We start from the raw sequence: 26,052 nt of genomic DNA, 5'->3' as shown, positions 1-26,052 counted from the left end.
CCGGGTTTTCCAATCCGCAATGAAAAAACTTTGAACTTTTTGCGAAAAGCATAGTCATAGCGAAAATTTTGTGAGCTGAATCCCACATTGTTTACCCCGCCAGGGAAAACGTTTACAGCGATAGTCGCTGCCTGAATCGCCACTTTATGGTGGTTTATTGCACCGCAATGAGTCCGCATACTATAAGTACAATGTCCTGGCATCGGAGCCTGCCTCCGCTTGCCTCGACCCCACCCGTCTGTTGCGGGTATCCTGTGCTCAATCCCCTCCGACATGGTCACCCTCATTCATGCTATCGACTCGCCTCAAAGCCACCATTCGCAATACCTATCGCCAGATTGCCGATGGCTTACCCGGTTTTGTGCCGCGCAAGGAGCAGAATTTTCTGGTGGCCGAAATCGCCAAGACCCTGACCGGTGAATACGACCGGGCTCGTCGCATCCTGGTGGCCGAGGCGGGCACCGGCATCGGCAAGTCCCTCTCCTATGCCCAGGGCGCCATCCCGGTGGCGCGCCTCACCCAGAAAAAACTGGTGATCTCCACCGCCACCGTCGCCCTGCAGGAGCAGCTGATCCACAAGGACCTGCCGTTCTATCACCGTCACAGTGAACTGCCGTTTCGCTTCATGCTGGTCAAGGGGCGTCAGCGTTATTGCTGCGAGCACCTGCTGGAGCAAGCCGCGAGCGGCGCCGAGATGGCCAACTTCGAGCTGGATTTCGGCGCATTGAGCAAGCACAAGCCGACGGATGCCGACAAGGAGCGCTATCAGGCGCTGTGGCAGGCCTACACCGACGGTAAGTGGGACGGGGATCGGGACAACTGGCCCAAACCCATCCCGGATCTGTGCTGGGAGCGGATCGCTGCCGATCGCCACAGTTGCAACAAGGCCCTGAGCCATCACCAGCACTGCCCCTTCCACCGCGCCAGAAACGACATGGACGCCGCCGACGTGCTGGTGGTCAATCACGCCCTGCTACTCTCCGATCTCACCATGGGGGGCGGCATCATACTGCCGCCCCCGGATGAGTGCATTTACGTGCTGGATGAAGCCCATCACCTGCCCACCATAGCCAGGGATCACGGCGCGGCCTCGGCCAGCGTGAAGGGTTCCCGCCGCTGGCTGGAGAAGCTGGCTCAGAGCGCCGGCAAGCTGGCCCGGGCCCTCAACAAGGAGAGCCTGCTCGATCCCCAGCTCAAGCTGCAGGATGCGCTGGCCTCCCTGCAACCGGATCTCAAGGCGCTGGAGCAGTGGCTCAGCGGCAACGATCAGCTGTTTGGCCGCGAGCAGCACCACAGATTTGCCGATGGGGTGTTGCCAGATCCTCTGCCCATGCTGGCGGAGAATCTGAAGGAGGCGAGCAAGAAGGCGTTGCGAGCGCTGGACCGGATGCAGGGTGCCATCGGCGAGGCCCTCAAAGACGGCGAAATCCGTCGCAAGGAGGCCGAACCCCTGCTGGCCGAGAGCGGTTTTCACCTGCAGCGGCTGGAGAGTTTCTGCGCCCTGTGGGAGATGCTGAGTCGCCATGTGCCGACCGGCAAGACGCCGATGGCGCGCTGGATGGTCAAGGGGGAGGATGGCGACATCTGGCTGCACGCCTCCCCCATCGAAGTGGGCTACCTGCTGGAGGAGTGGCTCTGGTCGCGCTGCCTCGGCGCCGTGCTGGTATCGGCCACCCTCACCGCCCTCTCCTCATTCAGCTATTTCCGCCATCAGGTGGGGCTGAAAGAACACGATGGCACCCGCTATCTGCGGCTGCGCTCGCCCTTCGAGTACCACAAGGCGGAGCTCTATCTGCCCAAGATGACCCATGAACCGAGCGATCCCGCCTTTACCCAGGAGCTGATAGACACCTTGCCCCGCCTGCTGGCCGGCAAGGAGGCGAGCCTGGTGCTGTTCTCCTCCTACCGGCAGATGAACGAGGTGGCGCAGGGGCTGCGTACCAAGGGCCTGTCCCTGCTGGTGCAGGGGGAGGCGTCCCGCAGCGCCTTGTTGACGCTGCACAAGCAAAAATGCGACGGCGGCCAGGCCAGCATCCTGTTCGGCACCGGCAGCTTCTCCGAGGGGCTGGACTTGCCCGGCCACTACCTCACCAACCTGGTGATCACCAAGCTGCCGTTCGCGGTGCCGAACTCCCCGGTGGAGGAGGCCACCGCCGAGTGGATCGAGCAGCGCGGCGGCAACCCCTTCCTGCAGCTGACGGTGCCGGAGGCGTCCCGCAAGCTGATCCAGGCCTGCGGTCGTCTCATCCGCAAGGAAGCCGATCGGGGCCGAGTCACCATACTCGACCGACGCCTATTGACCAAACGCTATGGCAAGGGGCTGCTCGACGCCCTCCCCCCCTTCACCCGACGGATCGAGTAGGCGGCACAATCGTCTGGCAGTGGGCAACCGGAAGAGAAAAAACGCGAAAATCCCCGGCGGGAACGCCATAAACGGCTATTGCCGCCCTGTGGCAAACCTGTAAAAATGAGCCCCTATTTTTCAGTGGGCAATCGCCTGACTGTTCAAGGAGATGAAATGAAACTGACTGTTCTGGTGCCGGCCCTGGCTGGTCTGTTGTGGGCAGGTAGCGCCCTGGCTGATAGCCAACTGGAAATAACCAATCCCTACGTCACGCAGTTGATCGACGGCGAGTCCATCAATCCCAAGCTGCTCGACAAGACCAGCAGCTTCCCCCTCAGTGCCGGCAAGCACCAGGTGGTGGTGGCCTTCGAGGGCAACTACTCCAACCGTAACGACATCAAGCTGGTCACCGCCGAGCCGCTGGTGATCAACTTCACCGCTGCCGACAACCAGACGCTGGTGCTGGATTACAAGAAGCCGCGCAATGAAGAGGAAGCCAAGGCGTTCGTTCAGGATCAGAAAGTGGTCCTCAAAGACAAGGTCAGCGGTCAGGTGCTGGAAAGCGAGCAGTTCGTCATGCCGAAAGTGGGTGGCTTCCAGCTGACCCGCGACTATCAGCAGGAGCTGCTGAAGATGGGCAAGGCCTTCAATCAGCCGGCCACGGTGGCTGTCTCCAGTGCTGCCGTGATGGCGGCTGCCAGCGCCCCAATAGAAGTGGCGCCGAGCAAGGCCCAGAGCAATCCGGAAGCCCTGACCCAGCTGCAGAGCTGGTACAACAAGGCCGATGCGGAGACCCGCAAAGCCTTCCAGATCTGGGTGATCCAGCAGCAATAATGATGGCGACATCGTGCCCATCGAGGGGAGCCTGGCTCCCCTTTTTCATGTCTCGCTGAGCCATGTCCCTGCGCATCTTCCATCACCCCAGCTACGCGGCCCTCGCCCTGCCCGAGCGCCACCGCTTCCCGCTGGCCAAGTATCAGGGGCTCTACCAGGCGCTATCGACCCGGGGCTACCCCCTGGCCCAGGCCAGCCCCGCCAACCGGCAACAGATCCTGCGGGTCCACGACGCCGACTATGTGGACGCTGCCCTGAACGGTCAACTCGAGGCAGGCGCCATCCGCCGACTCGGCTTCCCCTGGTCCTCCCTGCTCATCGAGCGAACCCTGTACTCGGTCGGTGCCACCCTGGCCGCCAGCCGTCATGCCCTGGCCGAGGGCTGTGGCCTGCAGATCTCCGGCGGCTATCACCACGCCCACCGGGATTTTGGCAGCGGCTTCTGCCTGTTCAACGATCTGGTGATCGCGGCCAGAACCTGCCTCGACGAGGGGCGCTGCGATCGGGTGCTGATCCTGGATCTCGACGTCCATCAGGGGGATGGCAGCGCCGCCCTGTGCGGCGACAGTCGCGACATCATCACCCTCTCCCTGCACGGGGAGCACAACTTCCCCCACCACAAGCCCGCCTCCCACCTCGACTTTCCGCTGCCCACCGGCATGGAGGATGACGCCTACCTGGGGACGCTGGAGCAGGCCCTCTCCCTGGCGCAGCGTCTCTACAACCCGGACCTGGTGCTCTATCAGGCTGGCGTCGACGTGCACCGTGACGATGAGCTCGGCTATCTCTCCCTCAGCGATACCGGGGTGCGCCAGCGCGATGCCATGGTGTTCGACTGGGCGCTGCGACAGAATCTCCCCATCGCCGCCGTACCCGGTGGCGGCTACCGGCGCGATTGGCAGCAGTTGATCCCGCTGCACCTCTCCCTGTTCGAAGAGGCCCGCCGCCGCTTCGGCTGAGGCACGTTGCTGCCTTGCTCGGTTCCTGTGCTGCTCATGGGCCCCAAAGACGAAGAGGCGACCCCGGGGTCGCCTCTTCGATTGTTTTATATCAACCAGATGATACACCGAGCCTCTCCCATGGGCAGGCCCAGCCGGTGAACGGCGCTATTCGCTGTTCATGTCGCGGCTCATGTTGTGGCCGTTCATGGGTACTCGGTGCGCATCAGGCATGGGCCACCGGCGTCGGATGCTCACCCATTTTGCGCAACAGCATCAGCAGATAGATAAAGGACACGCTGGCGATCATGATAAACAGCTGATGGTCCGAGTAGCGCTGCATCAGCAGCGCGGTACAGGCCGGACCGAGCAGGCTGCCGATGGTGTAGCTCAGCAGCAACGCCTGGTTCATCGCCACCAGCTGATGATGCTCAACCTTCTCGCAGGCCCACGCCATGGCCACCGGATAGAGTGTGAAGCCCGCCGCCCCAAGGATGAACAGCGCCGGGCCCATCGCCACGGTGCCGAGCATCGCCAGGCACCCCAGGATCACCACCAACACCTGAACCCGCAGCACGGGCAATCGCCCGAATCTGTCCGCCAGGCGCCCGATCGGCCACTGTCCCATGATGCCCGCACTCACCATCACCGCCATCCAGAAGCCGATGCCGGCATCACTCACCCCCTGATGGTTCAGATAGAGTGGCATCAGGCCATAGAGCGACCCCAATACCATGCCAGAGATGATGCAACCGTTGACACCGAGCCGCGCCTGACGCAGGCGCAGCATCGGCCACACCCTGGTGGTGCCCTGCTGTTCGCTGCGCTCGCTCACAATGCGGGTGAACAACAGCGGCAAGATCGCCGCCAAGACCAGACCGGTCACCCATGGCAGCACATCCATCAGCGCTGTCGACACCTTGCTGACCAGCAGTTGCCCCAGCACTGTGCCCACGTAATAAACCATCATGTACGCGGCCAGCAGACGGCCACGATTGCGCGAGTTGCCGCTGCACATCAGCGCGCTCTCGACCACGACCCAGATCATGGCGCAACCGACACCGGCGATGAAGCGCCAAGTGAACCAGCTCCAGAACCCCAGGGTGATGCCCAACCCGACACAGCCTGCGGCAAAGATCGCGGAGGCCAGGTAGTAGCTGCGGTTGAAGCCGACGCGCTTGATCAGCGTCCCCGCGAGCAGGGTACCCAGCAGGTTGCCGCTGAAATACGAAGAGCTGACCATGCCCACCTGCCAGGTCGGCAGATTTTCATGGGTGAGCCAGAGCGGAACCAGCGTGTTCAGCACCGCGATAGCCAGGGTCAGCAGCAGCAGGCCACAGAGCAGCAACAGCACTGGCCGGGTGTATATGGTCATGGATAAAACCGTGAGGAGAGTCAAAATTCGAGCGCATCATGCCACTGCCAAATGCATTGTCAATCGGCCTGAGATGGCGCGGTCGGCGTTTTTCTCCGCGCAGACTTGGCATCGCTTATCTGCACCGCAAAGCGCCTGCCAGGAGTCAGACTTATCCCATTGATTAACGGGACCTTTGGTCGTCAGGACGGGAATATTGCCGGTTGAGAATGCTCATCCACTTTTTGGCGGCGGCATGAGGGTGCAGGCGCGCTGCTGGCGATCGAACGGTGCTGAAACAAGCAAAAATACCCGGTGGTGGCTATCGGCGCGACTGGCGGTAGCGGATCCCGCCGCACCTCTCCCTGTTCGAGAAGGCGCTCCACCGCTTTGGCCAAGGCACTCCGCCATGTCGGCCTGCGTCCTGGCCATTGGCCCCAAAAACAAAGAGGCGACCCTGGGGTCGCCTCTTCTTTAGACAAATCACAATAGCGGCTATTTCTGACGCTTCTTTGCGTACTTGCGACGGGCGCGCGCCTGGCGCTCCTCTTCCCGCTCGGCCTTTTCTGCGGCCTTCTGCGCCGCATCGGCCTCGGCCTCCACTATCTCGGCGCTCACCATCTCCGGTGTCTCCAGCGAGATACGCCCCAGCAGGCCGGAGCGGAATTCGTTCACCAGGATCTCGGACGCCTTGTGCAGGTCGGCCAGGCCGCCCTTGCGCACGAAGGCGCGCTGACGGGCGATCATCTCCAGCAACTCGATCTCGGTCTCCGGCAGCTCGCTAATCTGATAGCGCGCCTTGATGCGCTCCGGATAGGCCTTGATGAAGTAGTCGGCGGCAAACATGGCGATGTCGGCGTAGTCGAACACCGTATCTTTGATGGCGGCGGTGATCGCCAGCCGGTAGCCGCAGGAGGGCGGGTTGAGCTTGGGCCACAGGAAACCCGGGGTATCGGTCAGGATGACGTTGTTGTCGAGCTTGATCCGCTGCTGGGACTTGGTCACCCCCGCCTCGTTGCCGGTGCGGGCTATGGTGCGCCCGGCCAGGGTGTTGATCAGGGTGGATTTGCCCACGTTGGGGATGCCCATGATCATGGCGCGCACCCCGCGCAGGTCAAAGTTTCTGTCCGGCAGCATCTCGTGGCACAGGGTCAGCAGCGCCTTGATCTTCTCCGGCTCCTGCTGGGTCAGGGGCAACGCCTTGATCCCTTTCTCTTGCTCCATGTGCGCCACCCACAGCTCGGTGATGGCCGGATCGGCGAGATCCGCCTTGTTCAGCACCTTGATCACCGGAGTATCGCCGCGCAGCTCGGGCACCAGCGGGTTCTCACTGGAGAAGGGGATGCGGGCGTCGAGCATCTCGATGATGACATCGACCTGGGGCATGACCTCGGCAATCTCTTTGCGGGCCTTGTGCATGTGGCCTGGGAACCAGTTGATGGACATTCGCGTTACTCTCTACAGGGGCTGCGGGCGCTGGCTTGCTATGGAAGGAGCGGCGAGCGATGACGGACGTCTGGCGTCGCAAGGGGGCGCATTTTACCTGCTGGCGCCGCAATTTGACAGGTCATTCTAGCCCGGTGAGCGCAAAGCACCAAGGTCCTGAGCCACCAGCACGGTCCACTCCCCTCGTCGTCGTTTATCCTGACCAGCCTAAATAAGTGATTGATACAACATAACATTTAGACGGCACCGTCACCGGATTGTCATGGATATCCACTAAAAGTGTCATTTGCCACCGTTAGGCTGCGCTCAGGTTTTACAAGGAGCGAACCCCAATGAGAAAAATGGCAGGACTTGCATTGATGATCGGCGCCGCCCTGGCCGCCGGCTGCAACTCCACAAATGACAGCGATACCCCCGAGCCCAGCGCCAGGAACGTGATCTTCTTCCTCGGCGATGGCATGGGCCTCAACACCCTGACCGCGGCCCGCATCTACGGCGTCGGTGAAGAGGGCAGCCTCACCATAGATACCCTGCCGGAGACGGCCTTCATCAAGACCTTCTCCCATGACTCCCAGGTCACCGACTCGGCCCCCTCCATGGCGGCCTACATGACCGGGGTCAAGAGCAACAACGGCGTCATCAGCATGGACAGCGACGCCACCCAGGAGAGCGACTGCAGCAAGAGTGCCGGCAAGCCGGTCACCACATTGCTGGAGCTGGCCAAGGCCGATGGCCGCGGCACCGGCGTGGTCACCAGCACCCGGGTGACCCACGCCACCCCGGCCGCCACCTATGCCCACATCTGCAACCGGGATCTGGAGGCCGACATCGCTGCCCAGCTGGTACCGGGCGGCGCCGGCTACAACGGCAACCTCAATGAGGGGCTGGACGTGGTGCTCGGCGGCGGCAGCAGCTTCTTCCTGCCCACCGCCGACAAGGGCAAGCGGGAGGATGGCCGCAATCTCATCACCGAGATGCAGGCCAAGGGCTATCAGTTCGCCAACACCCTGGATCAGCTGAACCAAGCCGATGCCGGCAAACCACTGCTGGGACTGTTCGGCTCCAGCCACATGAAATATGACCTGGACAGACCGGCCAGCGAGCCGTCACTGGCCCAGATGACCCTGGCCGCCATCAAGCAGCTCAAGGATAAAGAGAAGGGCTACTTCCTGATGGTGGAGGGGGGCCGCATCGATCACGCCTTGCACGATACCAACGCCAAGCGCGCCCTGCAGGATACCCTCGCCTTCGACGACGCCATCAAGGCCGCCATCGACGAGGTGAAGAAGACCGACCCCGAACTCAAGAACACCCTGATCGTGGTCACCGCCGACCATGACCACACGCTGGTGCTGAATGGTTATGCCAAGCGCACCGGCAAGACCACCCCTGACAACCCCGGGGTACTGGGGCTGGTGAAAAACTACGAGACCGGCGAGCCGAGCAAGGATAGCGATGGCATGCCCTACACCATCATCGGCTTTGGCAACGGCTACAACCGGGTAGACGGCCCGCGCAGCAGCGTGGCGGCCCTCGATGACGCCACCGTCTCGGCCAACGACTATCACCAGGAGGTGGTGGTCAAGGTGGGGGAAATAGGCAACGAGACCCACGGCGGGACCGACGTCTTCCTCGGCGCCATCGGCCAGGGGGCGGAGAGCTTCCACGGCTCCCTCGACAACACCGCCGTGTTCGGCAAGATCAAGGCTGCGGCCAAGCTGTAAGGGACTATAGGATGAAAATCACCATGAAAAAGACGCTGGTCTGCACCGCCCTGCTCGGTGCCCTCTGCGGGCTATCCCAGGCCCAGGCCGCCGACGCCAAGAACGTGATCCTGTTTATCGGCGATGGCATGGGCCCCACTGTGCTCACCGCCACCCGGCTGTTCAAGGTGGGGGAAGAGGGGGATCTGGAGATCATGAAGCTGCCCCAGAGTGCGCGCATCAAGACCTTCTCCCACGACGCCCAGACCACGGACTCGGCCCCCTCCATGGCGGCCTACACCACCGGCGTCAAGATGAACAACGAGGTGATCGCCATGAGCAGCGACACCAAGGCCGTGGCGCCTGGCAAGGATATCAACGGCAACAAGGGCATCAACAACTGCGCCAGCGACAATGGCACCCCGGTACCCAGCATACTGGAGCTGGCCAAGGCGGCGGGTAAATCGGTCGGCGCCGTCACCACCACCGAGCTGACCCACGCCACCCCGGCGGCCACCTACTCCCACATCTGCCATCGGGATGCGGCCTACGCCATCGCCGAGCAGGCGGTGCCGGGCGGCGCCGGTTTCAACGCCGCGCTCAAAGACGGGGTGGACGTGCTGCTGGGAGGCGGTGCCAACCACTGGACGCCTTACAGCGCCAGCAACAAGGGGGGCCGGGCCGATGGCCGGGATCTCACCGCCGAGCTGAGCGCCCAGGGCTACAGCTACGTCACCACCCAGAGCGAGCTGGCCAAGGTCAGCGGTGGCAAGGTGCTCGGCCTGTTCAGCGCCAAATCACACCTCGACTACGAGCTGGACCGGGTCGCCAAAGGCGCCTCCAACACCCAGCCGTCCCTGTCCGAGATGACGGCCAAGGCGATCGATCTGCTGAGCCAGAACAGCCAGGGCTACTTCCTGATGGTGGAAGGGGGGCGCATCGACCACGCCCTGCACGCCACCAACGCCAAGCGCTCCCTCACCGATGCGGTGGCGCTGGATGAGGCGGTCAAGACCGCGCTGGGCAAGGTGGACTTGAACGATACCCTGATCGTGGTCACCGCCGATCACGACCACACCATGACCATCAACGGCTACTCCGCCAAGGGCAACAAGGTGCTGGATCTGGTCAAGAACAGCGATGGCTCCACCCAGAACGATGCCGACGGCAAGCCGTTCACCACCCTGGTGTTCGGCAACGGGCCGAATCGCCCGGATCAGCGTCCCACCCTCACCAGCGAGGCGGTGATGGCGGACGACTACCTGCAAGAGACCGGCGTCAAGCTCGGCTCCGAGACCCACGGCGGCGGCGATGTCATGCTGTTCGCGGGCGGCGCCGGCAGTGGCAGCTTCAAGGGCACGCTCGACAACACCCGAGTGTTCGGCAAACTGCGGGAGGCGCTCGGCCTGTAGGACTCGGGGGCCCGGCTGCCATGGCGCCCGGGCCCCCGTTCTTTCGAGCGATGAAGATGATGATGAGACTCTTGCTCCCCCTGTTGCTGCTCGGCAGCACCCTCTTTACCGAGGCTCAGGCCGACGATACGCCGGATCTGGCCGCCCGCATCCGTTATCAGGACAGCGTCACCAGCAGCGACGGCATCACCAAACACAATGAGTGGCAGGAGAAGTGGATCCGGGTCGGCGATCAGGTGTGGAGCCAGCGGCTGATCCCCCTGCCCCTGGCCCGCGCCTATCACGCCACCCACGACGCCAATCCGGGTCACAAGCACTTCACCCACCAGATGGCGGCGCGCTGGGTCAGCCGCAGCGACGGCGACGAGCTGCAACTGCGCTACGCCGATGCCTGGCACAACCAACTGGTGGAAGTCCCCGCCGAGGAGTACGGCCAGGTCGCCTTCAAACCCGACTGGGCGCGCATTCGCCACCTGGTGGATCCGGCCCTGCTGCAGGAGATGACCCCCCTCGATGAGGCGGCCCCCGAGCAGGCGCGCTGGTACGAGAAACGCGAGGGCCGGCAGCGCACCCGCATCCTCTGGTCGAGCCAGTGGCAGCTCCCGCTGGTGGTGGAGTCGGCCAGCCTCGACGGCTATCGCAGCTACCGGATGGAGGTGACCCTCAAGTCCCTGCCAAAACAGCTGCCCTGGTCACAGCTCGGCGGTTACCAGACCCTGGATCTGCGGGATTTCTTCGACTGATCTCCCATCTGCAAATGGGGCTGGCCGATCCGGGTCGATGGAATGGTACACTCGAGGCCCCCATTCCCGGACCGGCTCTCCATGCGTACCCTTGCCCTGCTGTTGCTCTTCGGTTTGCCCTGGCTGGCTGGCGGAACGGCCCACGCCGTGACGGTCATCGCGGCCGAGGTGCCGCCCTATGTCATCGCAACCCGACAAGGGGCGCCGAGCGGCATGACCATAGAGGTGCTGGAGGAGGCGGCGCGCCGCCTGCACGAGCCCTTGACCATAGAGTTGATGCCGATGGCCCGTGCCCTGCAGCAGAGCCGCCACCGACAAGATGTGCTGCTGGTGCCGCCGGTCAGGAGTCCCCAACGTGAGGCTCAATTTCTCTGGATAGCCCCCCTGCTGGAGGAGGCCTTCGTGCTGGTCAGCCATCGCCGCTATCATCCTGCCCCGCTCACGGTGGCGGCGCTGTCCAGCGGCGCGCTGGGGGTGATGCGTGGCTCCTACGGCCAGAGCCTGAGCCGGCCGCTGGCCAAGGCCAGGGAGGAGGCGGTGACCGAGGAGCTAAGCAATGCCAACAAGCTGGCGCGAGGCCGCATCCAGGGCTGGGCCGTGGCCTGGAACACCGCCCGCTACACCCAGCAGCAGGCCGGGCTGCCGCTCGCGGATCTGGTACGCGGCGACACCCTGCAACAGACCGCCATCTATCTCGCCGCCCACCCCAACTTTCCCCCCGCAGAGGCCGCGCGCTGGCGCAAGGCCATCCAGGGGATGCAGCAAGACGGCAGCCTGAGTCGCATCCTCAAACAGTACGATTATCAGGCGCCCTGAGAACCTGTTCACCATCTGTCGCGAGAGATCGTCAGCAAGGGGAAGAGCCGCGCAGGAACCGGAATTTATAGATATAAATGAGGATTCCGAGCAGCACATGAGCCTTGATCACGGCCTCGCAGCAAGATCGGGGGCAGGTTCTGAGCACGGGTACGGGCAATTGCCAAAGTGCCCCGGAATGGTTATGGTATCCACATGAAAGCGCTCATGATTTTTTCAAGTCTGCTCACACCCCGCTGAGCCCCCGCCCTCGCCCCTCTGCGCGAGTCGTTCGGGGGCATCGTGCTTTCGATCTGTTTTCACAATCCAACACTCTGTTTTCGACCAGCTTGCCCGCCATCCTGGTCCCGTCAGCCATTGATAAGGAATGCCTTATGACACAGCCCAATCTCGTGATCTCCAGCCTGGATCTGGATCGCATCGAGCAGTTGCTCGGCAACCACCCGCAGCACTTGGCCCTGCAAGAGGAGCTGGATCGCGCCGAGATCCGCGAACCCGCCGACATGCCGCCGGACGTGGTGACCATGAACAGCACGGTGCGCTTCAAGATGCAAAATAGCGATACTGAATTCTGCCTAACTCTTGTTTATCCGAAGGATGTGCTAGGTGATGAGTCGAAGATCTCGGTGCTGGCCCCGGTCGGCAGCGCCCTGCTCGGGTTGAAGGTGGGCGACAGCATCGCCTGGCCAGGCCCCGCCGGGCGCACCATCCAGGTGGAGATCCTGGACGTGGTCTATCAGCCGGAGCGGGCGGGCGAACTGCACCGCTAACCTGCGTTGGCGCGCGCGTCCCGCCTCCCTGGCGAGCCGCGCGCGCCCTCTGCCTGATCCCGGTCAAGCTTTGGCTTTATGCCGCCACTTATCTTGCTCACTATTTGTCCTCCCCCTTGAGCCCGCGTTCGGTGACGGGTATCTTGTTGGCCGCGCCAGCACCCTGGCCACCCATCTCAGGCTGACATCATGATAAAAATTGCCCTCATCGACGATCACCAGATCGTCCGCTCCGGCTTCGCCCAACTGCTCAATCTGGAACCCGATCTGCGGGTCATTGCCGAATTTGGCAGCGCCGCCGAGGCCCTTGCCGGTTTGCCGGGCAGTGGCGTGCAGCTGTGCGTGTGCGACATCTCCATGCCGGACTGCTCCGGGCTGGATCTGCTCAAGGCCCTGCCCGCCAGCCTCGCCGTGGTGATGCTGTCGGTGCACGACAGCCCGGCTCTGGTCGAGCAGGCCCTGCAGGCGGGCGCCAAGGGTTTTCTCTCCAAGCGCTGCAGTGCGGAGGAGCTTATCGCCGCGGTGCGCACCGCGGTCCACGGCGGCTGCTATCTCACCCCTGACATCGCCCACAAGCTCGCCAGCAACAGCCGGGATCCGCTCACCAACCGGGAGCGGGAGGTGGCGCAGCTGTTGGCCCGCGGACTGGACGTCAAAGCCATCGCCGAGCAGCTCGGCCTCTCCCCCAAGACGGTGCACGTGCACCGCGCCAACCTGATGGACAAGCTCAACGTCAGCAACAACGTGGAGCTGGCCCACCGCATGCTGGACAGCTGGTGATCTCCCGCCTTGCCAGCTACGTCGCCATCGCCCTGGCGGCCAGCTTCATCTTCGCCGCCGGCTGGTTTTGCCTGTGGAGCATAGGTCTGCACCTGGCGGGCAGCCCGGTGCTGGCGGTGCTGCTGTTTCCGTTTGGATTGCGACTCGGCCTGCTGCTGCAGAGTCCCCTCGCCTACTGGCCACCGCTGTTGCTGTGTGAATCCCTGCTGCTCTATTGGCTCGATGGCGAGGTCAGCATGCCATTGTGGCCGCTCGTTCAGGCGGGCAGCCTGCTGACCCTGGTGCCGCTGCTCATCGCCCGCCGCCAGCGTATTCGCGACGACTGGCAACAGCTGCTGGTGCTGCTCGCCACCGTGACCATGGCCGCGCTGCTGCAATCCCTACTCTGGCATCTGGCCGGGGAGGATGGCCTCACCGCCCTGCTGCTGACCCTGACCGGCGGCCTGACGCTCACCTCCACCTGCATGCTGATCTGGCACTACCTGACCCGTGCCACCTGGGTGCCGCTCGGGCCGGCCCTCATCGATCAGCCGGTGGATTGGCGTTTTCGCCACCTGTTCTGGTATCTGCTGCTGTTCGTGCTGAGCCTCTGGCTGCAGCTCGGCCTGCCCGACTCCCTGGTGCGCTTCACGCCGTTTTGCCTCGCCATTCCCATCATGGCCATGGCCTGGCGCTACGGCTGGCAGGGCGCCCTGCTCGCCACCCTGATGAACACGGTCGCACTGATGGCGGGCCAGGCCTGGCACGAGCACCCGCTGGACTTGCTGCTCTCCCTGCTGGCCCAGAGCCTGACCGGCCTGCTGCTCGGCGCCGGCATTCAGCGCCAGCGCGAGCTCAATCAGGCGCTGACCCGCCAGCTCGCCCACAACCGCCAGCTCACCGAGCGGCTATTGGAGACCGAGGAGAGCATCCGCAAGGAGGTGGCCCGCGAGCTGCACGACGACATCGGCCAGACCATCACCGCCATTCGCACCCAGGCAGGCATAGTGCGTCGCCTGGCCCCTGACAACGGCGGTGTCGGCCAGAGCAGTGCCCTCATCGATACCCTGTCCCTCGGCATCTATGACGCGGTGCGCGGCCTGCTCGGCCGGCTGCGCCCCCGCCAGCTCGACGACATGAGCCTGGAGCAGGCGGTGCGCGGTCTGTTGCGGGAGCTGGAGCTGGAACGCCGCGGCATCGTCACCCGGCTCGACTGGCAGCTCGGGGATCAGGATCTCTCCGATGCCCAGCGGGTCACCCTGTTTCGGGTCTGTCAGGAGGGGCTCAACAACGTGGTGAAACACGCCAACGCCAGCTCGGTCAGCATCCGGGCCCACCAGCAGGGCGAGCGTTTGCACCTGCGGCTCGAAGACGATGGCTGCGGCCTGCCGGAACAGGCGCCTCAGGGCTATGGCCTGCTCGGCATTCGCGAGCGGGTGCAGGCGCTCGGCGGCACGCTGCAACTCTCCTGCCTGCACGGCACCCAGCTGACCCTCAGCCTGCCCTGCCGCAGGCGGGAGGATCCCGATGCCTGAGTCCCCATGCCAGAAGGCTTTCCCATGCTGAATTTTATCAAGAGCCGCTCGTCCGCAGCCCCCCTGCGGGATCAGCGCGAGATCGATGCCAGCTACCGCCACTGGCGTATCCACATTCTGCTGACCATGTATCTGGGCTACGCGGTGTTCTACTTCACCCGCAAGAGCTTCAACTTCGCCATGCCGGACATGCTGGCCAGCGGCATGCTGGGCAAGGCCGACATCGGCATGCTGTGGACCCTGTTCTACCTCACCTACGGCTGCTCCAAGTTCGTCTCCGGCATCATAAGCGATCGGGCCAACCCCCGTTACTTCATGGGGCTGGGGCTGATGGCGACCGGCGTCATCAACATCTTGTTCGGGCTCTCGTCGTCGCTTTGGCTGTTCGCGGCGCTCTGGATTGCCAACGCCTTCTTCCAGGGCTGGGGCTGGCCCCCCTGCTCCAAGCTGCTGACCAGCTGGTATTCCCGCACCGAGCGCGGCTTCTGGTGGTCGGCCTGGAACACGGCCCACAACGTGGGCGGGGCGCTTATTCCGCTCATCGTCAGCACCATCGCCCTGCAGTACGGCTGGCGCTACAGCATGATAGTACCCGGCGTCATCGCCATCCTGGTCGGCTTGCTGCTGTGCTGGCGACTGCGGGATACCCCGAGCACCCTGGGGTTGCCCACGGTCGGCCAGTGGCGAAACGATGCGCTGGAGATCGCCCAGCAGACCCAGGATATCGGCCTCACACCGCGCCAGATCCTGCGTAAATACGTGCTCGGTAACCCCTACATCTGGCTGCTGGCCTGCTGCTACGTGCTGGTCTATGTGGTGCGCACCGCCATCAACGACTGGGGCAATCTCTACATGACGGAGCAGCGCGGCTTCAATCTGATGAGCGCCAACTCGGCCATTTCGATGTTTGAGGTGGGGGGCTTTATCGGCGCCCTGGTGGCGGGCTGGGGATCGGACAAGCTGTTCAACGGCAATCGGGGCCCGATGAACCTCATCTTCGCCATCGGGATCCTGCTCTCGGTGGGGTCGCTCTGGCTGATGCCCTTCTTCAGCTACGTGTTGCAGGCGGCCTGCTTCTTCACCATCGGCTTCTTCGTGTTCGGGCCGCAGATGCTGATCGGCATGGCCGCCGCCGAGTGCTCCCACAAGGATTGCGCGGGGGCCGCCACCGGCTTCGTCGGCCTGTTCGCCTACATGGGGGCGGCGCTGTCGGGCTATCCGCTGGCCAAGGTGATGGAGATCTGGCACTGGAACGGCTTCTTCGTGGTGATCTCGGTGGCGGCCGGCATCTCCGCCCTGTTGCTGCTGCCCTTCCTCAAGGCGCAGGCCCCGCGCACCCAGGCCCCGGCGCTAACGCCTTGAGGCGTCAGGCCAGTCGGCAGATCCGGTTCTTGCCCTCCCGCTTGGCCTGATAGAGCGCCCGATCGGCCTGGCTGAACAGGGTGTCGAAGTGCCAGCCCTGATTGCAAGGCGCCAGCCCCAGGCTGGCGGTCACACCGATGCCATCCAGCGCCAGTGCCGCGATACCCTGCCGGATCTGCTCGCAGCGCGCCTGCTGGGCGGCCACCCCGGCCTCTGGCAGCAACAACACGAACTCCTCGCCGCCGAAGCGGCTCGCCACCAGATCCCGCTGGCCCGCCAGATAGGTCCCGACCGCCGCCAGCACCCGGTCTCCCGCCTCGTGGCCGTGGCGATCGTTGATCTGCTTGAAGTCGTCCAGATCCAGCACCACCAAGGCGCCACGCTTCACCATCTTGCCTGCACGCGCCATGAAGCCGCGCCGATTGAGCAGGCCGGTCAGGGGATCCTGGCTGGCCTGCTGGCGCAGGGCCAGCGCCCGGTACTGGGTGCAAAGCAGCAGCACCCCGAAGGTGGAGAGGTAGTTGCCCATCAGCATGGAGAGAAAGGGCAGCACGTTGACCCCATGCTGATCCATCAGCCCCCGCGCCTCACCGCTGAGCAGGGTCCCCATGCGCACCAGGTTGAAGCCATAGAGCAGTATGTTGACCACGGTAAAGACCAGCACGGCGGGCAGATAGGCCGGGTAGCCGTGGCGCCAGATCAGCACCACCACCACGGCCCCCAGCACCATGTAGCTCAGGCAGGCCAGCAGCACCCTGGGCGCCATTCCGTCATTGAACAGCACGCTCCAGCTCAGCAGCAGCCCATAGATCAGCATGAACAAGGCGAACGCCCGCCAGCTCGGCGCCTTGCCGAAGAAGCGCTGCAGTGCCAGCGGCATCAGGGCAATGCAGAGGGTGATCAGCAGGTTGGCCAGCCAGATCCCCGCCATGTTCGGCACGAAGGCCTGCAGGAAAAACAGGGACTGGGCCGCCAGGGCGCACAGGCTGGACCACCACCAGAGCCCGAGACCCGGGATCTCCTTGTGGGTCACCCAGATGATGGAGAGGGTGATGAAGCCCAGACCATAGCCCCCGAGGGCCATCAGCATCAGCGTGAATACGTCCAGTTTGAGCAGTATTGAGGCGTCCATACCCGGGCCTTCCGATGAGGATGGCTGAGTATATTGGAAGCCCATAACAAGACACAGAGGGAGCCTTCTCGGGCGATGAAATAATTTTCAGGTGCCCCGGAGGGGCGATAAAGAACGCTCATTCAACAATGGAGCACAATAAACGCGCCCATTTGATCCCCATCAGAGCGGGAAAACGGCGCAAAGTGCCCCTCGCAAACTTTTGCGCTTGAACCCACGCCATTAGATAGATATGTTGTTTTCATGTGGTTTTATGAGCCCAGCCACGAGGAAAAAGCACCACTAACTTATTGAGTCTTCTGGCACAATCAACTTTTGGTACATTTTTCACTCAGGCCAGCCTTCATAGAATCTCATATGGGGCTTTTGCCCGACCCAAGACAATAATCCTGTCTTGCCTGTTGCCGGATGCAGCAGTCTCTTGTGCCATGGAGTCGCACGGGAGCAGGTTCAAGGCCGAACACACTTTTCGACAGAGACGTCACCTATGATCAAAAAACTCATTCTCTCTACCCTGCTGCTGTGCGGGCTGGCCAACGCCGCACCCAGCTCTGCCCCTAGTTCCACTCTGGATGCCGTGCTGGAGCGCGGTGTGCTGCGAGTCGGCTTCGATGCCGGTTATCAACCCTTCGAGATGACCAACAAGCAGGGCCAATACATCGGCTTTGACGTGGATCTTGCCAAAATGGTCGCCAAGGAGATGGGGGTCAAGGTGGAGTTCGTCAACACCGCCTGGGATGGCATCATCCCGGCCCTGCTGACCGACAAGTTCGACGTCATCATGGGTGGCATGACGGTCACCCCCCAGCGCAACCTGCGCGTCAACTTCGCCGATCCTTACATCGTCGTCGGCCAGACCATCGTCCTGCGCAAGGACAAGGCGGGCGAGATCAAGTCCTTCAGCGATCTGAACGATCCCAAGTACAAGATCGCGGTCAAACTCGGCACCACCGGCGAGCAGGCGGTCAAACGCATGATCCCGAAAGCCACCCTGCTGCAGTTTGAAACCCAGGACGACGCCAAGCTGGAAGTGATCAACGGCAAGGTTGATGCCTTCGTCTACGACCTGCCCTACAACGCCATCTTCGCGTCCCAGAACACCGGCGCCGTGGTCCATCTGGACAAGCCGTTCACCTTCGAGCCGCTGGCCTGGGCCATCCGCAAAGGCGATCAGGACACCCTCAACTGGTTCAACAACTACCTGCGCCAAATCAAGGGCGACGGCAGCTATGACCGCCTCTACAAGAAGTGGTTTGAGTCCAACACCTGGTTGAACCAACTGAAATAACCCCTCAAGGGGCGGCTTGCCGCCCCTTCACGCAGATGACCCCCACACAATAACTACAAAGAGGTTGCGACAGTGCACAACCCAACACCCACAAGACAGATGGAAAAACAACCCAACCAGCTGCTCTGGCACGGCGTCTTCCTGCTGATGCTGCTGGTCGCCGTCTTCGGCATCTACAAGGCCGTACAGGCGGTCGATTACACCTGGCGCTGGGAGCGCATTCCCCAGTACATCGCCTATCAGGCCGAACAAAAACAGTTTGCCGAATTCGACGGCACCGTGATCACCGACAAGGGACTGCTGTTCCTGCAAGACGATCTCGATGCCAACCACCGTCAGGCCATCGCCGCCAAGGGTGCCCATGTAGCCGAAGGGGATACCGTCTTCCTCGGTGATACGCTCGACTCCCAATTCAGCTGGACCGCCGGCCCCATCGCCTGGGGGATCTGGGTCACGGTCAAGCTCTCCCTGGTCGCTGGCGTCTTCGCCATCTTGCTGGGCACCCTGGCGGGTCTGGCCCGTCTCTCCCCCAATCCCGCCCTGCGCAACCTGGCGGTCACCTATGTGGAGCTGATCCGCGGCACCCCGCTGCTGGTGCAGATCTTCATCGTCTACTTCTTCATCGGCACGGTATTGAACCTGGATCGTTTCACCGCCGGGGTCGCGGCGCTGGCGGTGTTCACCGGCGCCTACGTGGCCGAGATAGTGCGCGCCGGGATCAGCTCCATCCACAAGGGACAGATGGAGGCGGGGCGCAGCCTCGGCATGACCTCTGCCCAGACCATGCGCTACGTGATCCTGCCCCAGGCGTTCAAACGGGTGCTGCCTCCCCTGGCGGGCCAGTTTATCAACCTCATCAAGGACTCCTCCCTGGTCTCGGTCATCTCCATCACGGACCTCACCAAGGCGGGACGCGAGGTGGTCAGCTCCACCTTCAGCCCGTTCGAGGTGTGGTTCACCGTGGCCCTGCTCTATCTGGTGCTCACCGGCACCCTCTCCTTCCTGGTACGCCGTCTCGAGGTGAAATATGCGAAAAGCAACTGACTCCATCATTCGAGCCCGACAGGCGTCGAGATATCTTGCTGCGACCGGCACGCCCCGCCCCTTCCTGGTCCATCACCCGGAGGTGAAATATGCGAAAAGCAACTGACTCCATCCTTCGAGCCCGACAGGCGTCGAGATATCTTGCTGCGGCCGGCACGCCCAGCGCCTCCCAGGTCCGTCAACTGGAGGTGAAGCATGCGAGCAGCCACTGATCCCATCATCAAGGCGACGGCGGTCGAGAAGTTCTACGGCACCGAGGTGCACGCCCTCAAGAACGTCAGCACTCAGGTGGCGGAGGGGGAAGTGGTGGTGATCGTGGGGCCGAGCGGCTCTGGCAAATCCACCTTCCTGCGTACCCTCAACCAGCTCGAGACCATCAACGATGGCGACATCTGGGTCGATGGCATCTGCCTGACCGAGCCCGGCGACGTCAACAAGCTGCGCGAAGAGGTGGGCATGGTGTTCCAGTCCTTCAACCTCTTCCCCCACCTCAACGTGCTGGAGAACATCAGCCTGGCTCCCCAGAAGGTGCGTGGACTCTCCCGCAAGGAGGCCGAGGACAGAGCCAAGGCGCTGCTGCTCAAGGTCGGGTTGTCCAACAAGGCAGCGAGCTACCCGTCCCAGCTTTCCGGTGGTCAGCAGCAACGGGTGGCCATCGCCCGGGCGCTCGCCATGCAGCCGCGCATCATGCTGTTTGACGAGCCCACCAGTGCGCTGGATCCCGAGATGGTGGGCGAGGTGCTGGACGTGATGAAGGGGCTGGCCCGCGAGGGCATGACCATGGTGGTGGTGACCCACGAGATGGGCTTCGCCCGGGAAGTGGCGGACAGGGTGCTGTTCATGGAGAGCGGCGAGCTGCTGGTGGACGAGAAGCCCAGTGATTTCTTCGACAATCCCCCCTCCCCCCGTCTGCGTCAGTTCCTGAGTCAGGTGCTGTAATACCGCAAGTCTGACAACCAAAGAGGGAGCCCAGGCTCCCTCTTTTGTTTTTGGTGCGGCTCTTCCTCAGAACCGATAGCGCCCCATCAGGCCGGCATAATGCTGCTCAGGCAGCACCATGGGCGCCAGCAGCCAGCGATCTGTGCCGTAGGCCCCCACCGCCGCCCCCAGCGCATTGGCACCCGCATCCAGGGCTGAAAAATCCCCCTTGCCCGATGCCAGCTCCAGCAACTCCCCCGCCACCCCGATACCGGTGGAGACACCAAACCCGATCCAGCCCCTGTGCTCCCGATAACCATAGTGATCGGCGATGGCCGTGAACCCGGCCCCCATGGCCGCGCCGCCGGCAAAATGACTCAACTCGCTGTTGAAACTGTCATTGGCCCCTGCACTCGCGGTCAACAGGCTCAGCATGATGCAAACGTACTTTGCTCTCATCCTCTCCTCCTCAGCTGATGTCATGCCGCTTATGGCGCAGCCCACTCGAGCGCCTTATCTTCCAGTGTATGTGAGGATCCCGTCGGGAGCGGGCACTGGCACTGGCCCTGCCGCCCTGTCGCCCCGTCGCCCCGTCGAGCATGAAATGTTAATGAATTTTTAAATTCGTCCGGTATGCTGGGAGCCAACTGGTCCAACCGGATGGCTCACATGGATGTGCAACTGCTGCTGCTTTACCTCGCACCAATTTTCCTGGCCTTCATCGGCTGGGAGATGCTCTATCTGCGCAAGCACGGCGCGGCCTTCCCCACCGCCAGCTATCAGTGGCGTGATCTGTTCGCCAACGCAGTCCTGGCACTGATGCACCAGGGCAGCGATGCACTGGCGGCCATCGCCATCGCCTACCTCTACGACGGGCTCTGGGGCTGGCGGCTATTCGATATCGAGCTCAATGTCTGGAGCCTGCTGCTGCTGTTCCTGCTCCAAGATCTCTGCTACTGGCTGTTCCACTTCGCGAGCCACCATGTGCGCTGGCTGTGGGCCTCCCACGTGGTGCATCACAGCTCGGAGCGACTCAATCTCTCCACCGCCTTTCGCCAGAGCCTGATGTACCCCATCTCCGGCATGTGGCTGTTCTGGATCCCCATGATCCTCATCGGCTTCCCGCCAGAGGCCGTGGTCGCCACCGTGCTGCTGAGCCTGGGTTTCCAGTTCTTCGTCCACACCCAGGTGGTGGGCAAACTCGGTCGGCTCGAGTGGATCTTCAACACCCCCTCCCACCACAGGGTCCATCACGCCAGCAACGCCAAATACATAGACCGCAACTTCGCCGGGGTACTGATCATCTGGGACCGGCTGTTCGGCACCTTCGTGGAGGAGGATCCCGCCGAGCCTTGCCGCTTCGGCATCACCAAGCCGATCCGCAGCTTCAACCCGTTCACCCTCACCTTCCACGAGTGGCGCGACATGCTGCAAGAGGCGCGTGGCCTGCCCTGGCGGGCGAAATGGAGGGTACTGTTTGGCAAGCCCGCAGGCCCTTCCACCTCCTGATCACCTGTTCATGATTTGTGAAGAGAGGTCGTCAACAAGGTAAACGCTGCGCAGAAACCTGAGTGTATACAGATACATCCACACTCTTTACCCCACATAAGCGAGCAGCACATGAGCCTTGACCGCAGCCTCGTAGTCAGCTCGTGAACAGGTTCTGAAACAGCGCTGCACTCAACATGAATGAGGCCACCCAAAGGTGGCCTCATCGTTTAGCTGTCGTGACGGCTTATCGCCCCGCCAGCACTCGTTTGGTCTGTTTGACCCAGTCGGAGACACGCCCCTGCTGGGGGAAACCTTGCCAGATCTGCTCCCACTGGGCCGGGCTCAGGGGTCGGCCCAGCCTGCGCTGCACCCCGGCATAGAGGTAATCGTGGGCCGTGGTACGGGCCTGGGCGGAGGTGAGGAATTTGGACACAGGATCGGTGAGGCGCACATCCCGCATGCCGAGCAGCGGGTAGTCGCTGTGCACCGCCGCCAGCATGGTCTCGCGCATGGCAGACTCGATGTAGCCGCGGGCAAACAGGGCAGTCACAGACTCCAGAGAGCCCTGATCCGGCCCCTGATACTCTTCATCGAAGACCGGGCTCGGCTCTGCCACGGCACTTTGCACCACGGCATCGGGATCCGGCTGGGGGACCACCACCGCCGCCTGGGGGGCGGCGGGCTTGGGCGTGGCGACAGGTTTGCGCGGGGCACTCTGGCTACAGGCGCCGAGGGCGAGGGCCAGCGCCACACAACCGAGCGCACGGGAATAAGACGGCATCTTCATGACTCCTGAACGACCTCTTCGGTCACTATGGTTTCCATTCATGGGTTCCACTCTGGTGGTCAGCTGCTAATCCCGGCCTGTCCCACCACTTCATACTGCTCGGCTGCACATCTTATCGAAAAATGGCCCATACAGGGCCATTTTTATCGCGAGGCAGCCCGATGATCAGACCGCGGGGTGCGACTCAGGCACCTGTTTATCGGTATTGACGGGTTCGACCCGAGTCACCAGCAGCTGATCGATCTTGTAGCTGTCGATGTCCACCACTTCGAACTTGTAGCCCGCGTACTTGACCGAGTCGGTGCGCTTGGGGATCTTGCGCAACATGAACATGATGAAGCCGGCGATGGTCTCGTAGTTCTGGTTCCCTGGGAACTCTTCGATGTCGAAGGCCCGCATCACGTCGGAGATGGGGGTCACCCCGTCCACCAGCCAGGAGTTCTCGTCCCTCTGCACTATCTGCTCTTCCATCGCATGGGTGGCCCACTCTCCCATGACGGTGCTCATCAGGTCATTCATGGTGACGATACCCACCACCAGAGCGTATTCGTTCATCACCACGGCGAAGTCGCCGCGGTGATTCTTGAAGTACTCCATCGCCTCGTAGAGGTTCAGGGTATCGGGGATGATGATGACGTTCTGCACCAGAGAGCCGCTGTTGAGATCGATGCTCTGGCCGCTGATGACGCGGATCAGCAGCTCTTTCGCATCGACGAAGCCCTTGATGCTGTCGAGGTTGTGGTCACAGACCAGGAACTTGTTGTGCGGATGCTCGGCGATCTTGGCCTTGATACTCTCCTCGCCCTCTTGCAGGGTGAAGTAGATGAGGCTCTCGCGAGCCGTCATGGCGGAGGTGACACCGAGGGACTGCAGCTCGAACACGTTCTCGATGAGCTGATGCTCCTCGCGCTGGATGACGCCGGCCTCGGCGCCCGCATCCATCACCGCGTAGATGTCGTCTGAGGTTATCTCGTCGTTGCGGATCATGGAGACCCGCAGCAGGCGGAACAGCACGTTCGCCATGCCATTGAAGAACCACACCAGCGGCATCAGCAGGGTCACGCACAGCAACATGGGGCGCACCACTACCACGGCAACCCGCTCCGGCATGCTCATGGCAAGGCGTTTGGGCATCAGGTCGGCGATCAGGATAAAGAGGCTGGTGACGACCACGAAAGAGACGACAGAACTCAGCTGAGAGAGCCAGGGACCTTGATAGAAGCCGGCAATGAAGGTCTTGATAGCAGGGTTCAGGGCGGACTCGCCCAAGACGCCACCGAGGATGGCGACGGTGTTGAGGCCAATCTGCACCACGGTGAAGAAGTTGCCCGGCTGGGCCTGCAACGCCAGCACTTTTTCGGCATGGCGATTGCCCTCGTCGGCCATCACCTGCAGCTTGATCTTGCGGGAGGCGGCGAGGGAGATCTCGGAAAGAGAGAAGAACACGCTGCTGGCAACCAGCAACATCAACAAAAACAGACTATCGGCAAAACTCATGATTAACCTATTGCGATAGCCGCCTTAGCACAAGACGGCAAACTGGGCCCGGGAAACCGGACCGTGAGTCAATCCGGGACTCACACAGGGGCCATATTCTAGCAGAAAAGCGCCCACGAGGTGGCGTTATATTAAGCGGCCATCCAATGCAATAAAAAAGGCGCTCAACGCGCCTTTTTATTCATCCATCACCTCAGTGCTTGCCGAGCAGGTCGCTCAGCTCGTCCGCCTTGGTGTGGCGAACGTCCTTGCCCTTGACGTAATAGACGATGTATTCGCAGATGTGCTGGCAACGGTCGCCGACCCGCTCGATGGCCCGCGCCGCCCACAGCACGTTCAGCACCTGGGGAATGGTGCGCGGGTCTTCCATCATGTAGGTCATCAGCTCGCGGATGATGGACTCGTACTCCCGGTCCACCTTGTCGTCTTCCTTGTAGACGATGATGGCCGCCTCCAGATCCATGCGAGCGAAGGCGTCGAGCACGTCGTGCAGCATCTTGATGGTGCGGCGACCCATATTTTCGAGCGACACCAGCGGCGGCTGCGGCTTGTTGGCGTTGTCGGTCAGCATGCGAGCAATCTTGTCCGCCACGTCGCCGATGCGCTCCAGATCGGTGATGGTCTTGATGATGGCCATCACCAACCGCAGGTCGGAGGCGGTCGGCTGACGCTTGGCGATGATGCGGGTGCACTCTTCGTCGATCGCCACTTCCATCGCATTGACCTTGTGGTCGTTGGCCACTATCTTGCGCGCCGCATCCAGATCCTGGATGTGGATGGCCGAGATGGCGTCGGTCAGCTGTTGCTCCACCAGACCGCCCATCACCAGCACCTGATTGCGCACGTTCTCCAGCTCGGCATTGAACTGACCGGAGATGTGTTTATTGAGGTTCATATTGTCCATACGATTAATCCTTATGCTCCGATTATGCCCTAGCCGTTGAACCGACCGGTAATCTGTTTATTGATGCTCATCTTCTTCATACCAATCACCCTTGTCGCCCCCATGGCGGCTTAGCCATAACGACCGGTGATGTAGTCTTCTGTCTTCTTCTTGGCCGGGGTGGTGAAGATGGTGTTGGTGTTCGAGTACTCGATGAGCTCGCCCATGTACATGAAGGCGGTCTGATCCGACACCCGCGCGGCCTGTTGCATGTTGTGGGTGACGATCACCACGGTGAACTGGCTCTTGAGCTCGTTGATCAGCTCCTCGATGGTGAGGGTGGAGATAGGATCGAGCGCCGAGGTCGGTTCATCCAGCAGCAGCACTTCCGGCTCGATGGCGATGGCGCGGGCGATTACCAGCCGTTGCTGCTGACCACCGGACAGGCCGAATGCGTTGTCATGCAACCGGTCTTTCACTTCTTCCCACAGCGCGGCGCCACGCAGTGAACGCTCGGCGGCCTCATCCAGGGTACGCCTGTCATTGATGCCCTGCAGGCGCAGGCCATAGACCACGTTCTCGTAGATGGACTTGGGGAAGGGGTTCGGGCGCTGGAACACCATGCCGACCTGACGGCGCAGGGCGGAGACATCCACCCCCTTGTCATAGATGTTGTGGCCGTGCAGCTGGATCTCTCCCTCGATGCGGCAGATCTCCACCAGATCGTTCATCCGGTTGATGCAGCGCAGCAGGGTCGACTTGCCACAGCCGGACGGGCCGATGAAGGCCGTCACCTGACCCTTGGGGATCTTCATGTTGACGTTGAACAGCGCCTGCTTGTTGCCGTAATACAGGTTGAGGTCCTTGACCTCCAGCGCAGTCTGTTCCGGGCTCAGGTTGAGCAAATCCAGGGCGGTATGCTGGGTCGAAGTCGGTGTTACGTTGATCATCTTCTCTTTACCTCGAAACAAGTCTCAAATCAGTCTGGGGTGGCCG

23 protein-coding genes are annotated in these 26,052 nt (G+C 62.4%); 15 read left to right on the top strand and 8 right to left on the bottom strand.

The features are described 5' to 3' along the window. Positions 1-289 precede the first annotated feature (289 nt). The 3 genes from dinG to ACZ9IL_RS03525 all read left to right on the top strand — a co-directional run bounded on the left by dinG (position 290) and on the right by ACZ9IL_RS03525 (position 4,137). A complete protein-coding gene (gene dinG, locus ACZ9IL_RS03535) occupies positions 290-2,362 on the top strand; it encodes an ATP-dependent DNA helicase DinG (protein ID WP_476002261.1) in 2,073 nt (690 codons plus the stop codon). 156 nt (positions 2,363-2,518) lie between these two features. Continuing rightward, a complete protein-coding gene (locus tag ACZ9IL_RS03530) occupies positions 2,519-3,178 on the top strand; it encodes a YccT family protein (protein ID WP_476002260.1) in 660 nt (219 codons plus the stop codon). A gap of 62 nt (positions 3,179-3,240) precedes the next feature. After that, entirely contained in the window at positions 3,241-4,137 is an 897-nt protein-coding gene (locus ACZ9IL_RS03525; RefSeq protein ID WP_476002259.1) for a histone deacetylase family protein, read from the top strand. A gap of 205 nt (positions 4,138-4,342) precedes the next feature. Here ACZ9IL_RS03525 and ACZ9IL_RS03520 read toward each other — a convergent pair whose 3' ends face one another. Next, positions 4,343-5,491, bottom strand: coding sequence for an MFS transporter (locus ACZ9IL_RS03520; RefSeq protein ID WP_476002258.1), 1,149 nt, complete (start codon positions 5,489-5,491; stop codon positions 4,343-4,345). Between the two features lie 474 nt (positions 5,492-5,965). Then, positions 5,966-6,916: a ribosome biogenesis GTPase YlqF gene (gene ylqF, locus ACZ9IL_RS03515; RefSeq protein ID WP_476002257.1), complete on the bottom strand. Its 951-nt coding sequence runs from the start codon at positions 6,914-6,916 to the stop codon at positions 5,966-5,968. A 332-nt stretch (positions 6,917-7,248) separates the two neighbouring features. Between ylqF and ACZ9IL_RS03510 the strand changes: the two genes are divergently transcribed. From ACZ9IL_RS03510 to uhpC, 8 genes are all read left to right on the top strand, one after another. After that, positions 7,249-8,640, top strand: coding sequence for an alkaline phosphatase (locus ACZ9IL_RS03510; RefSeq protein WP_476002256.1), 1,392 nt, complete (start codon positions 7,249-7,251; stop codon positions 8,638-8,640). A gap of 23 nt (positions 8,641-8,663) precedes the next feature. Continuing rightward, positions 8,664-10,031, top strand: a complete 1,368-nt coding sequence (locus tag ACZ9IL_RS03505; RefSeq protein ID WP_476002255.1) for an alkaline phosphatase — start codon at positions 8,664-8,666, stop codon at positions 10,029-10,031. Positions 10,032-10,090: 59 nt separating this feature from the next. Continuing rightward, positions 10,091-10,774: a hypothetical protein gene (locus ACZ9IL_RS03500; RefSeq protein ID WP_476005297.1), complete on the top strand. Its 684-nt coding sequence runs from the start codon at positions 10,091-10,093 to the stop codon at positions 10,772-10,774. A gap of 81 nt (positions 10,775-10,855) precedes the next feature. Beyond that, positions 10,856-11,590: a substrate-binding periplasmic protein gene (locus ACZ9IL_RS03495; RefSeq protein WP_476002254.1), complete on the top strand. Its 735-nt coding sequence runs from the start codon at positions 10,856-10,858 to the stop codon at positions 11,588-11,590. Positions 11,591-11,964: 374 nt separating this feature from the next. Then, positions 11,965-12,360, top strand: a complete 396-nt coding sequence (rnk, locus tag ACZ9IL_RS03490; RefSeq protein WP_476002253.1) for a nucleoside diphosphate kinase regulator — start codon at positions 11,965-11,967, stop codon at positions 12,358-12,360. Positions 12,361-12,549: 189 nt separating this feature from the next. Further along, the gene (gene uhpA / locus ACZ9IL_RS03485) at positions 12,550-13,140 is read left to right on the top strand and encodes a response regulator transcription factor UhpA (protein WP_476002252.1); all 591 of its coding nucleotides are present in this window, start codon (positions 12,550-12,552) and stop codon (positions 13,138-13,140) included. Then, positions 13,137-14,654 (top strand): signal transduction histidine-protein kinase/phosphatase UhpB, encoded by a 1,518-nt coding sequence (uhpB, locus tag ACZ9IL_RS03480; protein WP_476002251.1) that lies wholly within the window; start codon positions 13,137-13,139, stop codon positions 14,652-14,654. The genes uhpA and uhpB overlap by 4 nt, the downstream gene beginning before the upstream one ends. A gap of 24 nt (positions 14,655-14,678) precedes the next feature. After that, complete coding sequence (uhpC, locus tag ACZ9IL_RS03475; RefSeq protein WP_476002250.1) at positions 14,679-16,016, top strand: MFS transporter family glucose-6-phosphate receptor UhpC; 1,338 nt, start codon at positions 14,679-14,681, stop codon at positions 16,014-16,016. Between the two features lie 4 nt (positions 16,017-16,020). On the opposite strand, the gene ACZ9IL_RS03470 is transcribed toward uhpC, so the two are convergent. Further along, positions 16,021-17,148, bottom strand: coding sequence for a GGDEF domain-containing protein (locus tag ACZ9IL_RS03470; protein ID WP_476002249.1), 1,128 nt, complete (start codon positions 17,146-17,148; stop codon positions 16,021-16,023). A gap of 487 nt (positions 17,149-17,635) precedes the next feature. On the opposite strand from ACZ9IL_RS03470, the gene ACZ9IL_RS03465 reads away from it, so the two are divergent. The 3 genes from ACZ9IL_RS03465 to ACZ9IL_RS03455 all read left to right on the top strand — a co-directional run bounded on the left by ACZ9IL_RS03465 (position 17,636) and on the right by ACZ9IL_RS03455 (position 20,419). Next, a complete protein-coding gene (locus ACZ9IL_RS03465) occupies positions 17,636-18,436 on the top strand; it encodes a transporter substrate-binding domain-containing protein (RefSeq protein WP_476002248.1) in 801 nt (266 codons plus the stop codon). Between the two features lie 99 nt (positions 18,437-18,535). After that, entirely contained in the window at positions 18,536-19,480 is a 945-nt protein-coding gene (locus tag ACZ9IL_RS03460) for an amino acid ABC transporter permease (RefSeq protein WP_476002247.1), read from the top strand. A gap of 195 nt (positions 19,481-19,675) precedes the next feature. After that, positions 19,676-20,419 carry an amino acid ABC transporter ATP-binding protein gene (locus ACZ9IL_RS03455; RefSeq protein WP_476002246.1) on the top strand — a complete coding sequence of 248 codons (744 nt, stop codon included), beginning with the start codon at positions 19,676-19,678 and terminating at the stop codon, positions 20,417-20,419. Positions 20,420-20,485: 66 nt separating this feature from the next. Here the strand turns inward: ACZ9IL_RS03455 and ACZ9IL_RS03450 are convergent, their stop codons facing one another. Beyond that, complete coding sequence (locus tag ACZ9IL_RS03450) at positions 20,486-20,857, bottom strand: YfiM family lipoprotein (protein ID WP_476002245.1); 372 nt, start codon at positions 20,855-20,857, stop codon at positions 20,486-20,488. 210 nt (positions 20,858-21,067) lie between these two features. On the opposite strand from ACZ9IL_RS03450, the gene ACZ9IL_RS03445 reads away from it, so the two are divergent. Then, positions 21,068-21,907, top strand: coding sequence for a sterol desaturase family protein (locus tag ACZ9IL_RS03445; RefSeq protein ID WP_476002244.1), 840 nt, complete (start codon positions 21,068-21,070; stop codon positions 21,905-21,907). 226 nt (positions 21,908-22,133) lie between these two features. Here ACZ9IL_RS03445 and ACZ9IL_RS03440 read toward each other — a convergent pair whose 3' ends face one another. The 4 genes from ACZ9IL_RS03440 to pstB form a co-directional block, all read right to left on the bottom strand. Beyond that, positions 22,134-22,676: a hypothetical protein gene (locus ACZ9IL_RS03440; protein WP_042640220.1), complete on the bottom strand. Its 543-nt coding sequence runs from the start codon at positions 22,674-22,676 to the stop codon at positions 22,134-22,136. 165 nt (positions 22,677-22,841) lie between these two features. Further along, a complete protein-coding gene (gene paeA / locus ACZ9IL_RS03435; protein WP_476002243.1) occupies positions 22,842-24,173 on the bottom strand; it encodes a polyamine export protein PaeA in 1,332 nt (443 codons plus the stop codon). 193 nt (positions 24,174-24,366) lie between these two features. After that, complete coding sequence (gene phoU / locus ACZ9IL_RS03430) at positions 24,367-25,077, bottom strand: phosphate signaling complex protein PhoU (RefSeq protein ID WP_476002242.1); 711 nt, start codon at positions 25,075-25,077, stop codon at positions 24,367-24,369. 110 nt (positions 25,078-25,187) lie between these two features. Further along, positions 25,188-26,006 (bottom strand): phosphate ABC transporter ATP-binding protein PstB, encoded by an 819-nt coding sequence (gene pstB / locus ACZ9IL_RS03425; protein WP_033131161.1) that lies wholly within the window; start codon positions 26,004-26,006, stop codon positions 25,188-25,190. Positions 26,007-26,052 lie beyond the last annotated feature (46 nt).

This window comes from Aeromonas sp. TECH754 (genome assembly GCF_056279295.1).
Note: the sequence above shows the minus strand (reverse complement) of the source record. Positions and strands in the feature narration are given on the sequence as shown.

What these genes read in the sequence shown, in the direction of transcription:
- ACZ9IL_RS03510 (WP_476002256.1), top strand. Translation starts at nt 7,249, where the DNA reads ATGAGAAAAATGGCAGGACTTGCATTGATGATCGGCGCCGCCCTGGCC.
- paeA (WP_476002243.1), bottom strand. Translation starts at nt 24,173, where the DNA reads ATGAGTTTTGCCGATAGTCTGTTTTTGTTGATGTTGCTGGTTGCCAGC.
- pstB (WP_033131161.1), bottom strand. Translation starts at nt 26,006, where the DNA reads ATGATCAACGTAACACCGACTTCGACCCAGCATACCGCCCTGGATTTG.
- ACZ9IL_RS03495 (WP_476002254.1), top strand. Translation starts at nt 10,856, where the DNA reads ATGCGTACCCTTGCCCTGCTGTTGCTCTTCGGTTTGCCCTGGCTGGCT.
- ACZ9IL_RS03455 (WP_476002246.1), top strand. Translation starts at nt 19,676, where the DNA reads ATGCGAGCAGCCACTGATCCCATCATCAAGGCGACGGCGGTCGAGAAG.
- ACZ9IL_RS03500 (WP_476005297.1), top strand. Translation starts at nt 10,091, where the DNA reads ATGATGAGACTCTTGCTCCCCCTGTTGCTGCTCGGCAGCACCCTCTTT.
- rnk (WP_476002253.1), top strand. Translation starts at nt 11,965, where the DNA reads ATGACACAGCCCAATCTCGTGATCTCCAGCCTGGATCTGGATCGCATC.
- dinG (WP_476002261.1), top strand. Translation starts at nt 290, where the DNA reads ATGCTATCGACTCGCCTCAAAGCCACCATTCGCAATACCTATCGCCAG.
- phoU (WP_476002242.1), bottom strand. Translation starts at nt 25,077, where the DNA reads ATGGACAATATGAACCTCAATAAACACATCTCCGGTCAGTTCAATGCC.
- ylqF (WP_476002257.1), bottom strand. Translation starts at nt 6,916, where the DNA reads ATGTCCATCAACTGGTTCCCAGGCCACATGCACAAGGCCCGCAAAGAG.
- ACZ9IL_RS03520 (WP_476002258.1), bottom strand. Translation starts at nt 5,491, where the DNA reads ATGACCATATACACCCGGCCAGTGCTGTTGCTGCTCTGTGGCCTGCTG.
- ACZ9IL_RS03440 (WP_042640220.1), bottom strand. Translation starts at nt 22,676, where the DNA reads ATGAAGATGCCGTCTTATTCCCGTGCGCTCGGTTGTGTGGCGCTGGCC.
- ACZ9IL_RS03530 (WP_476002260.1), top strand. Translation starts at nt 2,519, where the DNA reads ATGAAACTGACTGTTCTGGTGCCGGCCCTGGCTGGTCTGTTGTGGGCA.
- ACZ9IL_RS03450 (WP_476002245.1), bottom strand. Translation starts at nt 20,857, where the DNA reads ATGAGAGCAAAGTACGTTTGCATCATGCTGAGCCTGTTGACCGCGAGT.
- ACZ9IL_RS03470 (WP_476002249.1), bottom strand. Translation starts at nt 17,148, where the DNA reads ATGGACGCCTCAATACTGCTCAAACTGGACGTATTCACGCTGATGCTG.
- ACZ9IL_RS03445 (WP_476002244.1), top strand. Translation starts at nt 21,068, where the DNA reads ATGGATGTGCAACTGCTGCTGCTTTACCTCGCACCAATTTTCCTGGCC.
- ACZ9IL_RS03465 (WP_476002248.1), top strand. Translation starts at nt 17,636, where the DNA reads ATGATCAAAAAACTCATTCTCTCTACCCTGCTGCTGTGCGGGCTGGCC.
- ACZ9IL_RS03460 (WP_476002247.1), top strand. Translation starts at nt 18,536, where the DNA reads ATGGAAAAACAACCCAACCAGCTGCTCTGGCACGGCGTCTTCCTGCTG.
- ACZ9IL_RS03525 (WP_476002259.1), top strand. Translation starts at nt 3,241, where the DNA reads ATGTCCCTGCGCATCTTCCATCACCCCAGCTACGCGGCCCTCGCCCTG.
- uhpA (WP_476002252.1), top strand. Translation starts at nt 12,550, where the DNA reads ATGATAAAAATTGCCCTCATCGACGATCACCAGATCGTCCGCTCCGGC.
- ACZ9IL_RS03505 (WP_476002255.1), top strand. Translation starts at nt 8,664, where the DNA reads ATGAAAAAGACGCTGGTCTGCACCGCCCTGCTCGGTGCCCTCTGCGGG.
- uhpC (WP_476002250.1), top strand. Translation starts at nt 14,679, where the DNA reads ATGCTGAATTTTATCAAGAGCCGCTCGTCCGCAGCCCCCCTGCGGGAT.